Origin of the sequence: Acidaminococcus fermentans DSM 20731, from assembly GCF_000025305.1 — a bacterium.
Lineage (GTDB): Bacteria > Bacillota > Negativicutes > Acidaminococcales > Acidaminococcaceae > Acidaminococcus > Acidaminococcus fermentans.
Map to the genome: position 1 here is coordinate 909,487 of NC_013740.1, position 14,980 is coordinate 924,466.

Below are 14,980 nucleotides of genomic sequence, written 5' to 3' on the forward strand. Positions count from 1 at the left end.
AAATCTGTTCCCTCAGGAGGTTCTGTGCTATAATGGTTCTACTATACAAACTGTGCACCAGATACAGCAGTAAATGAGGGGTGGTCATGATGTTTAAAGTGTTTATCGATGGCGGCGAAGGGACGACTGGTCTGCGGCTGGCCCAGCGGCTGAAGCAGCGGAAGGATATCGAACTCCTTTCCATCAGTGCGGATCTCCGGAAGAACCTGGATGCCCGTCTGGAAAAAATCGACATGGCCGATGTGGCCTTCCTGTGCCTGCCGGATGCTGCTTCCCGGGAAGTGGCGGCGGCCGCCAGGGATTGTGACACCAAGATCATCGACACCTCCACGGCCTTCCGGTGTGATCCCAACTGGGCTTACGGATTCCCGGAACTGGGACCGTCCTATTTCCATGCCATCCAGGAAAGCTGCCGGATTTCCAACCCGGGCTGCCATGCCACCGGCTCCATTGCTGTGCTGGCTCCCCTGGTGAAAGCCGGGCTCATTGCACCGGACGGGCTCTATACCCTGACCTCTCTCACCGGGTATTCCGGCGGGGGCAAGAAAATGATCGCTTCCTATGAAAATCTCCATGACAAGGAACTGGATGCGCCCCGGATCTACGGGCTGAACCAGCAGCACAAGCATCTGCCGGAAATCCTGAAATATGCGGGATTGGAACAGTCTCCCATTTTCCTGCCCATCGTAGCGCCCTACTATGCCGGGATGCTGGTAACGGCCGGATTTGCCATGCCCCAGGACCTGAGCCTGGCAGCGGTACGGAAACTGTATGCGGATTTCTATCGGGATCAGGCTTTCATCACCGTGGTCCAGAACGAGGAACTGCCCAAGATGCTGGGGTCCAATACCCTGGCCGGGAAGGATTCCCTGCGGATCTATGTATGCGGCAACGAGGACCGGTTCACCGTATCCGCCCAGTTCGACAACCTGGGCAAAGGGGCCAGCGGTGCGGCCATTGAGAACATGAACATCGCCATGGGCCTGGATCCGGCAACGGGATTGGAATTGTAAGGTGCTGCGGAGCAGCACCAGCTGGCAGTCACTAGTCACCAGTCACTAGCCGAAAGAGAGAACCCGTCCTTTGGGCCGGGTTCTTTTCATGAGAAGGAAAGAGAGGGACACCCATGGAATACTGGGATATTTACGACAGCAGTAAACAGGTCACCGGCCGGAAAATGGTCCGGAACGACTGGCACATGAAACCGGGAGACTACCATCTGACGGTGCTGGCCCTGATCCGGGACGCCGCAGGACGGATCCTGATCACCCAGCGGAAAGGGGACAAGGAATGGGCTCCCCTGAAATGGGAGATCCCCGGAGGGGGCGTCCGGGCCGGGGAAACTTCCCAGGAGGCGGTTCTCCGGGAAGTGGCGGAAGAAACCGGGCTCCATTTCACCCCGGAACAGGGCCGCTGCATCCATACCTACCGGAGCGACAGCCCGGCCGAACAGAACAATTACTTTGTGGATATTTATGAATTCCGGGGAATTTTTATGCCGGAACAGGTAAAGATCCAGGAGGACGAAGTGGAAAGCTTCCGGCTGGCCACTCCCGGGGAAATCCGGCAGCTGGGAAAACAGGACGATTTCCTCCATTTTCAGAGAATCGAGGGACTTTTGACCATGGACATCAAAAAAATCACCATTGCAGGCGCCGGGACCATGGGCTATTCCATGGCGGATATCTTTGCCCAGAACGGGTATGAAGTGACGCTGTGGAACCATCGGCAGCCCACTCTGGACAAGGCAAAAACGAAGATTTCCCCGGCAGCGGCGGAGAAGATCACCTTCACCACCAGCCTGGACGCCTTCCGGGGCCGGGACCTGATCGTGGAATCCATTGCGGAAAATCTGGACATCAAACTGGATTTCTACCGGCAGATGAGCCTCCTGGCGGATCCGGAAACCATCATCGCCACCAATACCTCCGGCCTGTCCATCAACAAGCTGGCGGAAGCCGTCACCGGTCCGGAACGGTTCCTGGGGATGCACTGGTTCAATCCTCCCACTTTGATCCCCCTGATCGAAATCATCAAAAATGCCAAAACCCGGCCGGATGTGGCCCGGACCATTTATGACCTGTCCCTGGCCATCGGGAAGAAACCGGCCCTGGTGGAAAAGGATGTGCCCGGCTTTGCGGCCAACCGGATCCAACTGGCGGTGCTCCGGGAAGCCCTGGCCCTGGTCCGGGACGGGGTGGTCAGCGTGGAAGGGGCTGACGCGGTGATGAAATACGGCCTGGGCTTCCGGTGGGCCTGCCTGGGGCCCCTGGAAACGGTGGATTTCGGCGGCCTGGATGTGTTCTATCACATCAGCGAATACCTGATGCCGGATCTGGAAGATTCCCATGCCGTGCCGGAACTGCTGGCGAAAAAGTTCCAGGCCGGGGAATACGGGGTGAAGAACGGAAAGGGCTTCTATGATTATGCCGGGGACAAGGCCAGGGAAGCCACCGCCGCCCGGGACAAGAAGCTCCAGGCGGTGTATGACGCCCTGTACGGAGAAAAGAAATGACTGGGAAAGTGCCGGAAGAGTGCAGGAGCTGCCGGGGAGAATGTCTGAAGAACGTGGAATTCCTGGTGGGCCTGCCTCCGGAAAAGGTGACCACCCTGCTGCGCCGGGCGGTGCGGCTGACCCTGCCCAAGGGAGGCTGCCTGTTCCGGGAGGGGGAAGCCTGTGACGCCATCTACATCATCCACCGGGGCCGGGTGAAACTGAGCACCTACGACCAGGACGGACTGGAGCGGATTGCCGGCATCTTTGTGGAACACGATACCATGTGGGAAGGGGTACTGGTCCCCGACAGCCGGTATTCCGCTTCGGCCATTGCCATGACGGAGGTGGAGTACTGCAAGCTGGCCCGGAAAGATTTCGAAGAGGCCATCCAGGAACCGGAAGTGGCCATGCGGATCATTGCCCTTTTGAGCAAGAAGCTCCACGATGCCAACCGGCGGAACCTGCTGAAAAGCATTGCGGACCCCAAGGAACGGGTGGCGGGGCTGCTGCTGTACCGGTACCGGCGGCAGACCAGCGACATCATTACCCTGCGGCTGGACGAAATGGCCGGGCTGATCGCCCTGCGGCCGGAAACCATCAGCCGGAAGCTGAAGGAACTGGAACGGGAAGGGTATGTGAAAAAGACCGGCCAGAGCAGCATCCGGATCCTGGATCCGGACCGGCTCATGGAATTGGTGAATTATTGAAAGAGCTGTCAACGGCCAACGGCCGAAGGAAAGGACCCGCCTGTGGGACGGGTCCTTTTTCAGATTTTGACTGGAATCAAGGAACCTTTTTCCAAAAAGACATACAATGAGACCCATCAAGAGGTACACAATGGTGACCCCTTTGATGGGGTCTTTTTTATCAGGAGGTCATTATGATCCAGGGACGTATCCATTCCATCGAAACCTTCGGGTCCGTAGACGGGCCCGGCACCCGCTTCATCATCTTTGTCCAGGGCTGCCACATGCGCTGCCTGTACTGCCACAATGTGGACACCTGGAAATGCGGCCAGGGAGGCCAGCTGAAAACCGCCGATGAACTGCTGGACCAGGCGGAACGGTACCGGCCCTACTGGGGACCGGAAGGGGGCATCACCGTCAGCGGCGGGGAACCCCTGCTCCAGATGGAGTTCCTGCTGGACCTGTTCCGGAAGGCCAAAGCCCGGGGCATCGGCACCTGCATTGATACGGCCGGCCAGCCCTTTACCCGGAAAGAGCCTTTCTTCAGCCAGTTCCAGCAGCTGATGGAAGTGACGGACATCCTGCTGGTGGATGTGAAGCACATCGACCCGGAAGCCCATAAAAAGCTCACCGGCCAGCCCAATGACAATATCCTGGACCTGTTCCGGTATCTGTCCGATAGCAAAAAGCCCATCTGGGTGCGCCAGGTGCTGGTGCCCGGCTGGACCGATGATCCGGCATCCCTGAAGCGGACCCGGCAGTTCCTGGATACCCTTGCCAATATCCAGCGGGTGGAAGTATTGCCCTACCACAATATGGGGCTGTACAAATGGGAAGAACTGGGCATCCCCAACCAGCTGAAGGACGTGAAGCCCCCCACCCGGGAAGAAGTGGACAAGGCACGGGCGATTTTGAGAGCCATATAAAATCGGTTAGTTTAAACAAACTTGATTCCAGTCAAGGTTTTCAAACAGGAAAAGGGCTATGATTAAGCCATCGAAAACGAAACCATCAGGAACTCAAAAGGAGGATCTGTAATGAACAGCATCAATCAGAATGTTGCATGGAGAGGTTTTAAAGGCGTGAAATGGACGGACGATGTGGATGTCCGGGATTTCATCCAGAACAACTATACCCCGTATGACGGGGACGAAAGCTTCCTGGCAGGGCCTACGGAAGCCACCAACAAACTGTGGGGAAAGGTCCAGGAACTCCAGAAGGAAGAACGGGCCAAAGGCGGCGTGCTGGACTGCGAAACGGAAGTGGTTTCCAGCCTGACGGCGTACGGCCCCGGCTACATCGATGAATCCATGAAGGATCTGGAACAGGTGGTGGGCCTCCAGACCGACAAGCCTCTGAAACGGGCCTTCATGCCCTACGGCGGCATCAAAATGGCGGAAGAAGCGGCGGAAACCTACGGGTACAAAGTGAACCCCAAGTTCCACAAGATTTTCACCGAATACCACAAGACCCACAACCAGGCCGTGTTCGATGCCTACACCGCTGAAATGCGCCGGGCCCGTCACAGCCACATCGTAACCGGTCTGCCCGACACCTACGGCCGGGGCCGGATCGTGGGGGACTACCGGAGAGTGGCTCTCTACGGCATCGACTTCCTGATCAACAAGAAAAACGAAGATCTGGACAACTGCGGCTGCGGCGTCATGACCGACGACATCATCCGGCAGCGGGAAGAACTGGCGGAACAGATCCGGGCCCTGAAACAGATGAAGGAAATGGCCAAAGTCTACGGCTATGACATTTCCGCCCCGGCCAAGAATGCCAAGGAAGCGGTACAATGGCTGTACTTCGGCTACCTGGCTGCCGTGAAGACCCAGAACGGGGCTGCCATGAGCGTGGGCCGGATCTCCACCTTCCTGGATATCTACATCAGCCGTGACCTGGCCGAAGGGACCCTGACCGAAGAGGCGGCCCAGGAACTGATCGACCACCTGACCCTGAAATTCCGTATGGTGAAATTCGCCCGTATCCCGTCCTACAACCAGCTGTTCTCCGGTGACCCGGTATGGGCCACCCTGGAAATGGCCGGCATCGGCATGGACGGCCGGCACATGGTCACCCGGAACGACTTCCGGTTCCTCCATACCCTGGAAAACATGGGGCCTTCTCCGGAACCGAACCTGACTGTGCTGTATTCTTCCGCACTGCCGGATAACTTCAAGAAATACGCTGCCCACATTTCCATCACCACTTCTTCCATCCAGTACGAAAACGACGATGTGATGAAGCCCGTATGGGGCGATGACTACAGCATCTGCTGCTGCGTATCCGCCACCCAGACCGGGAAGGAAATGCAGTTCTTCGGGGCTCGGGCCAACCTGGGCAAATGCCTGCTGTACGCCATCAACGGGGGCAAGGACGAAAAGTTCCTGACCAAGGACGGCAAACACATGCAGGTGGGGCCGGAATATGCGCCCATCACTTCTGAAGTGCTGGATTACGGCGAAGTGATGCACAAATTCGACCTGATGATGGACTGGCTGGCCGGGCTGTACGTGAACATCCTGAACCTGATCCAGTACATGCATGACAAATACTACTATGAAGCGGCTGAAATGGCCCTGATTGACACCGATGTGCGCCGGACCTTTGCCACCGGTATCGCCGGGTTCTCCCATGTGGTGGATTCCCTGTGCGCCATCAAATATGCCAAAGTCTCCACGGTCCGGGATGAATCCGGCCTGGTGGTGGACTACAAGATCGAAGGGGACTTCCCCAAATACGGCAACGATGATCCCCGGGCGGATGAAATCGCCGTGTGGCTGCTGAAGACCTTCATGACCAAGCTGCGGAAACACCACACCTACCGGAATTCCGAAGCCACCACCTCCATCCTGACCATCACCTCCAATGTGGTGTACGGCGGCGCCACCGGTGCCCTGCCTGATGGACGGAAGGCCTATACCCCGTTCGCTCCCGGTGCCAACCCGGCCTACGGTGCGGAACAGAACGGCCTGCTGGCATCCCTGAACTCCGTAGCCAAACTGCCCTACGAATACGCGCTGGACGGGATTTCCAACACCCAGACCATCGCTCCGGAAACCCTGGGCCACAACGAAGAAGAACAGAAAGCCACCCTGGTGCGGGTGATGGACGGTTACTTCGACCAGGGAGCCCACCACCTGAACGTGAACGTGTTCGGTGTGGACAAGCTGATCGACTGCATGGAACATCCGGAAAAACCGGAATACGCCAACTTCACCATCCGGGTATCCGGCTACGCGGTGAAATTCATCGACCTGACAAGAGAACAGCAGCTGGACGTCATCGCCCGCCGCGCCCATCAGAAGATGTAACTGTTCTTGATCAGGTTACAAAAAACCCTTGACTTTCCTAGTGAAGTAGTGTAGAATCAGAACCATCAAAATCACATACCTTCATCGAGAGCAGCAGAGGGATTTGGCCCTATGAAGCTGCGGCAACCCCCGGATGGGAAGGTGCCAATTCCAACAGGGATTCCCTGGCAGATGAAAAAGCGAGCTCAGTCATCAGAAACGCCATCTGTCCAGCAGGTGGCGTTTTTCTTGTGTGGCTTTCGGGAAGGCAAAAAAAGGAGAGATGTTGTATGAAACTGAAGAAATGGATTGCAGCAGCGGTAGCCGTACTGGCTCTGGCCAGCCTGGTCAGCGGCTGCGGCAGCGACAAAAAGGCGGCCGCTCCGGCGGAAAAGAAAACCATCACCGTGGGAATCACTCCCGGGTATTCCGAACAGATCATGGAAGTGGTGAAAAAGGAAGCCGCCAAACAGGGGCTGACGGTGGAAATCAAGACCTTCAGTGACTATGTAACCCCGGACCAGGCCCTGGCCCAGAAGGACATCGACCTGAACTCCTTCCAGCATGAACCCTTTCTGCTGGCCTTCAACAAAAAGAACGGGACCAAACTGGTAAGCATCGGCAAGACCTATCTGGCTCCCCTGAAACTGTATTCCACCAAGATCAAGGACATCAAGGACATCCCGGACGGCGCCAAGATCGCCATCCCCAATGATCCTTCCAACGGTGGCCGGGCCATCCTGATGCTGAGCAAACTGGGCCTGCTGAAAGTGAACCCGGATGTAAAAGCCACGGAACTGACCGTAAACGACATCACCGAAAACCCGAAACACCTGCAGATCCTGGAACTGGAAGCAGCGCAGCTGCCCCGCAGCCTGGATGACACCACGGCCTCCGTCATCAACGCCGGCTATGCCAACAGCGCCAAACTGGCTCCGGAACTGGCCATTGCCAAGGAAGACAACACCAGCCCCTATGTGAACATCATCGCCGCCCGGGAAGAAGACAAGGACAACCCCACCTACAAGAAATTCGTCCAGATCTTCCAGAGCCAGCCGGTAAAGGATTACATCCTGGAAAACTGCAAGGGCAACCTGGAACCTGCCTGGTAATTGAGAAAGAAGGGAACGGCAGTGAATCTTACAAAAGAAGAACAGAAATACGCCGCCCATCTCCAGCGGTTCATCCAGTGCGCCACCGTGTCCAACGCCAATGTGGACCGGGTGGACTGGAGCCAGTTCGAGAAGCTCCATGAAGCGTTCCGGGAATTCTATCCCCATATTTTCAGCCTGATGGAGCTGGATGAAGTGGGCCAGGCCGGCCTTCAGTTCCATCTGAAAGGCAGCGGCAGCGACAAAAAGCCCCTGCTGCTCATGGCCCACCAAGATGTGGTGGAAGTGGGGGACGGTCGCCAGTGGACCTTCGACCCCTTCGGAGGGGAACTGATCGACGGCTGCATCTGCGGCCGGGGCACCACCGACTGCAAGCATCTGCTGCTGGCGGAAATGGAAGCGGTGGAAGCCCTGCTGGCAGAAGGCTGGCGGCCCTCCTATGACCTGTATCTGTCCCTGGGCTACAGCGAGGAAGTGTACCTGGAAAACGATGTGGACGGAGCGGAAAAGCTCACCCGAAACCTGGAACAGAAGGGCATCCGGCTGGGTACCGTGGTGGATGAAGGAGGCGGCCTGTTCCCGGTAGGGGACAAGCTGGAAGCCAAGATCGGAGTGGCAGAAAAATCTCCCGTGAACTTCGAGATCTACGCCAATTCTCCCGGAGGCCATTCCAGCCGTCCGGGAAAGGGCACGGCTCTGGGGACCCTGGCCAAAGCCATTGTGGCCATCGAAAGCCATCCTTTCCCTTACCGGCTCACGCCGCTCACCCTGGCCCATCTCCAGAAAAGTGCCAGGCTCCAGGAAGGCAGCCGCCGGGCCATCTATGCAGATCCGGAAGGCCACTGGAAGGAACTGTGCCAGCTGGCACAGGAAGATCCGGCTCTGGACGCCCTGCTCCACACCACCATTGCCTTTACCATGGCAGAAGCCAGCAAGCAGCCCAATGTGCTGCCCAGCCATGCAGCCGCCCAGATGAGCGTCCGGGTGCTCCAGGGGGATACGGTGGAATCCTGTGAAGGGTATTTCCGCCAGTTCCTGCCGGAAGGGGTGGAAATCCGCCATGTGTCCGGGAAGGATCCGCTGCCCGCCTCCGATCCTCAGGGGTACGGGATCCAGGTGGCGGAAAAAGTCCTGAAGGAGCAGTACGGGGACAAGGTGGACGTGGTGCCGTTTCTGATGCTGGGAGGCACCGACAGCCATTACTACAAGCGGATCGCCGACAATGTGATGCTGTTTTCCGGGTATCGCCGGGATGAACGGTGGGGAGCCGCCCACCAGGTGAACGAAAAGATCCCCGCCGATGCCCTGAAGGGCAGCGTGGACTTTTTCAAGAAATTTCTGCGGTCCTACTGATATGGAACTGAGCTACCAGGTGGACCGGGACCATGCCGGATGCTGTGTACGCCAGGCAGCCCGGGGGCCCATGCACCTTTCGGAAAAACTCTGGCGCAAAATCAAATGGAACGGTACCATCACCGTAAACGGATCCCCGGTTTCCAGTCCTTCTCACAGGCTGGAAGCCGGGGACCGGCTTGTATTCCGCTGGGAAGAAAAAGCGGCGGTGATTCCCGTCCATCTGCCCCTTTCCCTTTTGTATGAAGATGAGGATCTGCTGGTAGTGGACAAGCCGGCAGGGATGCTGATCCATCCCACCTGGTCGGGCGCCCGGGATACCCTGGTCCAGGCCGTGGGAGGGTATTTCCGCCGGACCGGACAGCACTGCGGCATCCATCCGCTGTACCGGCTGGACCGGGATACCACCGGAGTCCTGATGGTGGCCAAATCCGCTTTCGCCAAACACGCCCTGACCCGGGATCACAGCCAGATCTACCGGGAATACCTGGCGGTTTGTGAAGGAAGGTGGGGGATTCCTCAGGGACGAATCGAACATCCCATCGGCCGGGTGGCGGAAGGGGTGGACCGGTGGACCGTGCGGCCCGATGGCCGGCCGGCGGTGACGGAATACCGGATCCTGGAAGAGAACCAGGAATGGACGGTGCTGAAAATCCATCTGCTCACCGGCCGGACCCACCAGATCCGGGTCCATTTTGCCCACGAAGGACACCCGCTGGTGGGGGATCCCCTGTACGGGACAAAAGACGGCCGGATCGCCCGTCAGGCTCTCCACGCCTGGACCGTCCGTTTCCGGCATCCCCGGACCGGAGAAGAGATACTCCTCACCGCACCGATGCCGGGGGATATGGAGGGGCTGCTGGGGGAGAAAAGCAGTGCAGAGTGAAGAGCAGGAAGGCAAATGCCCGGCATTTGCCACCCAAAATGATGAACGATGAACGACAAACGATGAACCCGCAGGATTGCCTGAAAGGACGCTCTGACCTCTCTCCTAAAATATGATATAATCAAATAAGAACACCGCAAGGGAGATGGATACGGATGAGACAACAGAAAGGGCAGGACATCATTGAATATGCACTGATGCTGGCAATCATCGTCGGTATCGGCGGATGGATATACAACGCCGGTGCCAATGGCGGCCTGGCCGGGTCCATCAATTCTGTATTCAACAACGCCAGCGCTCTCCTGGACGAAGCTTCCAAGGAAAAACTCCCGGCCGCGTCCACAGCGAAAGATATCATCGAACGGCTCCGGCAGGGACGGTACGACGGGCTGGCGGATGTGCTCCAGGGGAAACCATCCAGCACCCTGGTGATTTCTTCGGACAGTGCAGCGGGACAGGACCTGGCCCGGAAACTGAATATCCAGACCAAAGAGGGAGACGGCTGGTTTGCCAGAGTCCAAACCGATGGGACAACCGTGTTTTCCTATTACTCGGCAGCAGCCAACAATGGCGTCACATTCAGCCAGCTGGCAGCGGATTACAACAGCAATCCCACAAAGTATTATGAGGCGTCCAAAGGGAATAACGCCACGGTAAGGATTACGGAAGGATTGTTCAACAGCCAGGGGAAAAGTGCCGTAGGCTCAGGGAAAACGGTCTTTGAAAATGTCAAGGGCTTCGTGGGACCCTCTCCCAGTGGATCCGGGTTCATTATCGATCCCACCCGGACCAACAATTTGAAATAGAAAATGTCCTTTCCTTGAATAAACCATGACAAAACCTGCGCCTGTGTTGACAGGGCAGGTTTTTTGCTATAAATAAAAAAGGTTGGAGCGTGGAAAACCTGGATCCCGCCATGGTGCGGCTGGACTGAGAAAAACAGTGCAGAGGGAAGAGTGCAGAGCGGGACGGCGGAAATCCAATGATCCATTGCAATACCGTAGGGGCTCCACGCCGGGGAGCCCGCGAAACGCACGAAATTCCAACGACCCATTGCGGTACCGTAGGGGCCCACAACCGGAGGCCCGCTTGATTGCTGATTATTTGTGTGCTGTGCGGGGCAACCGGCCTGCGCCCTCTACGGCATCGCAGGCTGCCCCCTCTGGCATCTCTGCCCCAAATAGGGTACAATACTCCTATGACTAACCCATTTGCCCGTGCTTATTTTCAGCATTTGAAAGGTGGTATTTCCATGAAAATCAAACGTGTTCTGGCTATCCATGATCTTTGTTCCTTTGGGCGCTGTTCCCTTACGGCGGCGGTGCCTGTGCTGTCTGCCATGGGGCATCAGGTCTGCCCGTTCCCTACGGCGCTGTACAGCAATAACCTGACCTATGGAAAATTCGTGAACCGGGATCTGACGGGCCTGATGGCTTCCTACCGGGAACAGTGGAAGGCCCTGGGGCTGTCATTCGATGCAGTGTACAGCGGTTTCCTGGCAGGCCCGGACCAGGTGGCCCAGGTGATCGCCGCCATTGACCAGTTTGCCGGGGAAGACCGCATTGCGGTGGTGGATCCGGCTATGGGGGATGACGGGAAACTGTACCCGGTGTTCGATGATTCCATGGTGGAAGCCATGAAAAAGCTGGTGGCCCATGCCACCCTGATCACCCCCAATTATACGGAAGCCTGCCTGCTGACGGATACCCCCTGGAAGGAAGGGGCACCCACGGAAGACGAACTGGAAGCCCTTTGCGACAAGCTGCTGGCTCTGGGACCCAAACAGGTGGTGATCACCAGCGTACCCTGTGATGAAGAGCATTTGAAGATTGTCAGCTCTGAACCCAACCAGCTGTTCCCGGAAGCCTATGAAGTGAAGCGGCTGCCCTTTGCCACCTGCGGTACCGGGGATGTGTTCACCAGCACCCTGCTGGGGTATGTGCTCAACGGCCGGGATCTGAACCGGTGCGTCCAGGAAGCGGCGGATTATGTGAGCTATGTGATCGACACCACCATCAAAGCCGGTACGGATCCCAAAGAAGGGGTGGTCCTGGAAGGGTGTCTGTGGAAGCTGCTGTTCCCCCAGTCCAAGAACTGCACCACGTGTATGGCGTAAGCCGGCGGGAGGGGATGTTGCATATCCTGTGCAACATCCCCCCTTGTTTTTTCTCCATCCAGTGATTTATAATGAAGATTGGTGAAAAAATGTTTGCTTTTGGACGGAGTCCTGGTCAGTTGAAAAAAAGGGGGAATGGACATGGATCTGGTGAAGAAGACACCGGCTGAAAAAGAGGAGGCCTTCCGGCTGCTCCAGAAACTGTATGCCTCCGAACCCATCAAACCCCGCAAACCGCCTGCTCCATTGCCGGAAACCCTTCAACAGCTCCGGGCCATGGAAAAAGACGGGGAAAGTCGGTATGAAACCACCCCGGAACTGTTTGTCCGTCAGGGAATGGCCGCTGCTGCTTACGAAGACGATACGGTGTACGACCTGCCGGTGCTCCATTACTATCCCACCTACCGGGTGCTGACGGACCAGGAACTGCGGGGCTATTTCGGCTGGCGGACCCGGCTGCGGCATCAGCAGCTGGAGCGGACTTCCCTGACCTATGCCTTCCTGTACATCTATGAGCTGCTGAACCAGATCGGGGTGGAAAATCCCCAGGATGGCTACGATAAACTGAAATCTTTTGGAGATAATTACGGGATGCTGGACGACCGGATCCTGCCCTATCTCCACCAGTGGCTCCGGGATTATGTGCTGTACTGGCAGCTGGATCCGAAACTGCTGCCGGAAACCAAGCGCTCCCGGCAGGATGAGGCCTATCTGGTGCTGGAAAATTATAAGAACGTCTCTGACCAGGAACTGTTCGAGGCCCTGGACCTGTTTTCCACCTACCATATTTCCCGCTCCCGGCTGTACAAACAGCAGCCGGAAGACACGATCCGTCTGCTGGGCCGGATCTACCGGATGATCCAGGCTTACTGGGAATCCCACCGGAAGAAGGGATTTCTGCTGGAGCATGTGGGAGGGCCATCCTATGACTGGCTGGAGCTGTTTGCCAACGCGGTGTTCCTGCGCCGGGAAGACAACCGGGATTTTACCCTGCAGGTGAATCCGGTGTGCGTCTACCGGGACCGGAACGGGGTGTGGACGTTCCGTCATCTGGATTATACGGCCAAACAGCTTCGGAAACTGGGCAAACTGATGAAGACCCTGGACGGGCTGCTCCGGGACGAACTGGATTTTCCCCAGCCCCTCCAGCAGCCCTTGTCTTACAAATGGCTCACCCGTCTGGTGCACCAGGCGGTGGAGGAGGAACGGAAGGAACAGGCGGAAGCGGAAAAACGAAAAGTGGTGTTCCACCTGGATCAGCTGGACAGGATCCGCCAGGATGCGGCGGTGACCCGGGACAAACTGATGACGGAGGAAGAACGGCGGGAGGAAGTGCTGCCCGCCATTCCGGAACAGCCGGATCCTTCTGCAACGTGGGAAAGGGGGAACAGACTGGCCGGATCTCCGGACGGTTCGGACTGGGAAGACACTTCCGCCCGTGCTTCTTCTCCGGCTGGAGAAAATCCTCCGGCACCGGAATCTTCCGGTCTGCCCTGGAACCTGACGGAAGACGAATACCATTACCTGAAGGACCTGCTCTACGGAAGAGACACTTCCTGGACGGGAACCAAAGGCCTGATGCCCTCCATCCTCACGGACAGCATCAATGAAAAATGCTATGAGGAATTCGGGGATACGGTCCTGGAAGCCGGGGACCCGCCCTCTGTGATAGAAGATTACCTGGAAGACCTGAAAGGAACGATAGAACCATGACCCTGAAGATACCCAAACGGATTGCCCGGACCCTGATCAGCTCGCTGAAGGGGGGCGTGGTACCCCGGATCGGGCTGCCCTATATTACCGTGGGCCGGAAGAACGAAATCGATGCCCTGCTCCATGATGTGGAAGTGATCGCCGATGGAGGCGCTTCCTTCCGGTTCATTGTGGGCCGGTACGGCAGCGGGAAAAGTTTCCTGCTCCAGACCATCCGGAACTATGTGATGGAAAAGGATTTTGTGGTGGTGGATGCGGACCTGTCCCCGGAACGGCGACTCCAGGGAACCAAGGGCCAGGGGCTGGCCACCTACCGGGAACTGGTCCGGAACATGGCCACCAGGACCCGGCCGGAAGGAGGCGCCCTGCCGCTGATCCTGGACCGGTGGATCAACCAGGTCCAGCAGCAGGTGGTGGCGGAAAGCGGCCTGTCTCTGACGGACGGCCGGCTGGATGGACGGGTGGAACAGAAAATCGGCCAGGTGATCGATGCCCTGAACGAAATGGTCCACGGCTTCGATTTCGCCCGGCTGCTGACCCTGTATTACCGGTCCTACCGCCAGGGGGACGAGGCCACCAAGGCCAAAGTCATCCAGTGGTTCCGGGGGGAATTCCACACCAAAACGGAAGCCCGGCAGGAGCTGGGGGTGAACATCATCATTTCCGATGAGGACTGGTACGAATACCTGAAGATCTTCGCCCTGTTCCTGAAACAGGCCGGGTACGCCGGGCTCCTGGTGTGCATTGATGAACTGGTGAACATCTACAAGATCCCCCATGCCATCACCCGGCAGTACAACTACGAAAAGATCCTCACCATGTACAACGATACCCTCCAGGGCAAGGCCCATTACCTGGGCATCATCATGGGGGGCACTCCCCAGTGCATGGAAGATCCCCGGCGGGGGGTCTACAGCTATGAAGCTCTCCGTTCCCGGCTGGCAGAAGGCCATTTTGCCGGAGAACACAAGGATCTGCTGGCTCCGGTGATCCGTCTCCAGCCCCTGACCAGCGACGAAATGCTGGTGCTGGTGGAAAAACTGGCGGAAATCCATGGGGCACTCTACGGCTATGCACCCAAAGTGACCCAGGAGGATCTGGTATCCTTCATCCGGATTGAATTCCAGCGGATCGGGGCGGATTCCCACATTACCCCCCGGGAAGTGATCCGGGATTTCATCGAGGTGCTGGATATCCTGTACCAGCATCCGGAACTGAAGGTGGCGGAACTGCTCCAGTCCGACAGCTTCCAGTATGCGAAAAACGCTGTGGAAGGAGAAGAAACCGCTCCGGAGTTCGCGGAATTCACCATTTAACGAAA

General features: G+C 57.4%; 12 protein-coding genes and 1 riboswitch. All 12 genes read left to right on the forward strand.

Features of this window, described 5'->3' with window-relative positions:
• The first annotated feature begins 86 nt into the window (after window positions 1-86).
• The 12 genes from argC (at window position 87) to ACFER_RS04190 (ending at window position 14,975) form a co-directional block, all read left to right on the forward strand.
• The gene (argC, locus tag ACFER_RS04130) at window positions 87-1,013 is read left to right on the forward strand and encodes an N-acetyl-gamma-glutamyl-phosphate reductase (RefSeq protein ID WP_012938162.1); all 927 of its coding nucleotides are present in this window, start codon (window positions 87-89) and stop codon (window positions 1,011-1,013) included.
• Window positions 1,014-1,126: 113 nt separating this feature from the next.
• Window positions 1,127-2,515 carry a 3-hydroxyacyl-CoA dehydrogenase NAD-binding domain-containing protein gene (locus ACFER_RS11750; RefSeq protein ID WP_012938163.1) on the forward strand — a complete coding sequence of 463 codons (1,389 nt, stop codon included), beginning with the start codon at window positions 1,127-1,129 and terminating at the stop codon, window positions 2,513-2,515.
• A complete protein-coding gene (locus ACFER_RS04145) occupies window positions 2,512-3,204 on the forward strand; it encodes a Crp/Fnr family transcriptional regulator (RefSeq protein WP_012938164.1) in 693 nt (230 codons plus the stop codon). Before ACFER_RS11750 ends, ACFER_RS04145 begins: the two co-directional genes overlap by 4 nt.
• Window positions 3,205-3,377: 173 nt before the next feature.
• The gene (gene pflA, locus ACFER_RS04150) at window positions 3,378-4,109 is read left to right on the forward strand and encodes a pyruvate formate-lyase-activating protein (protein WP_012938165.1); all 732 of its coding nucleotides are present in this window, start codon (window positions 3,378-3,380) and stop codon (window positions 4,107-4,109) included.
• Window positions 4,110-4,220: 111 nt separating this feature from the next.
• A complete protein-coding gene (gene pflB, locus ACFER_RS04155; RefSeq protein ID WP_012938166.1) occupies window positions 4,221-6,500 on the forward strand; it encodes a formate C-acetyltransferase in 2,280 nt (759 codons plus the stop codon).
• A 78-nt stretch (window positions 6,501-6,578) separates the two neighbouring features.
• Window positions 6,579-6,678: riboswitch (SAM riboswitch) on the forward strand.
• Window positions 6,679-6,769: 91 nt separating this feature from the next.
• Window positions 6,770-7,591 carry a MetQ/NlpA family ABC transporter substrate-binding protein gene (locus tag ACFER_RS04160; RefSeq protein WP_012938167.1) on the forward strand — a complete coding sequence of 274 codons (822 nt, stop codon included), beginning with the start codon at window positions 6,770-6,772 and terminating at the stop codon, window positions 7,589-7,591.
• A gap of 21 nt (window positions 7,592-7,612) precedes the next feature.
• Complete coding sequence (locus ACFER_RS04165) at window positions 7,613-8,944, forward strand: M20/M25/M40 family metallo-hydrolase (RefSeq protein ID WP_012938168.1); 1,332 nt, start codon at window positions 7,613-7,615, stop codon at window positions 8,942-8,944.
• 1 nt (window position 8,945) lies between these two features.
• The gene (locus tag ACFER_RS04170; RefSeq protein ID WP_012938169.1) at window positions 8,946-9,830 is read left to right on the forward strand and encodes an RluA family pseudouridine synthase; all 885 of its coding nucleotides are present in this window, start codon (window positions 8,946-8,948) and stop codon (window positions 9,828-9,830) included.
• Between the two features lie 155 nt (window positions 9,831-9,985).
• Window positions 9,986-10,636: a Flp family type IVb pilin gene (locus ACFER_RS04175; RefSeq protein WP_012938170.1), complete on the forward strand. Its 651-nt coding sequence runs from the start codon at window positions 9,986-9,988 to the stop codon at window positions 10,634-10,636.
• Window positions 10,637-11,082: 446 nt separating this feature from the next.
• Window positions 11,083-11,946 (forward strand): pyridoxamine kinase, encoded by an 864-nt coding sequence (locus ACFER_RS04180; protein ID WP_012938171.1) that lies wholly within the window; start codon window positions 11,083-11,085, stop codon window positions 11,944-11,946.
• 141 nt (window positions 11,947-12,087) lie between these two features.
• On the forward strand, window positions 12,088-13,659 hold the full coding sequence (locus tag ACFER_RS04185) for a TerB N-terminal domain-containing protein (RefSeq protein WP_012938172.1): 1,572 nt from the start codon (window positions 12,088-12,090) through the stop codon (window positions 13,657-13,659).
• Window positions 13,656-14,975: an ATP-binding protein gene (locus ACFER_RS04190; protein ID WP_012938173.1), complete on the forward strand. Its 1,320-nt coding sequence runs from the start codon at window positions 13,656-13,658 to the stop codon at window positions 14,973-14,975. The genes ACFER_RS04185 and ACFER_RS04190 overlap by 4 nt, the downstream gene beginning before the upstream one ends.
• The last annotated feature ends 5 nt before the right edge of the window (window positions 14,976-14,980 follow it).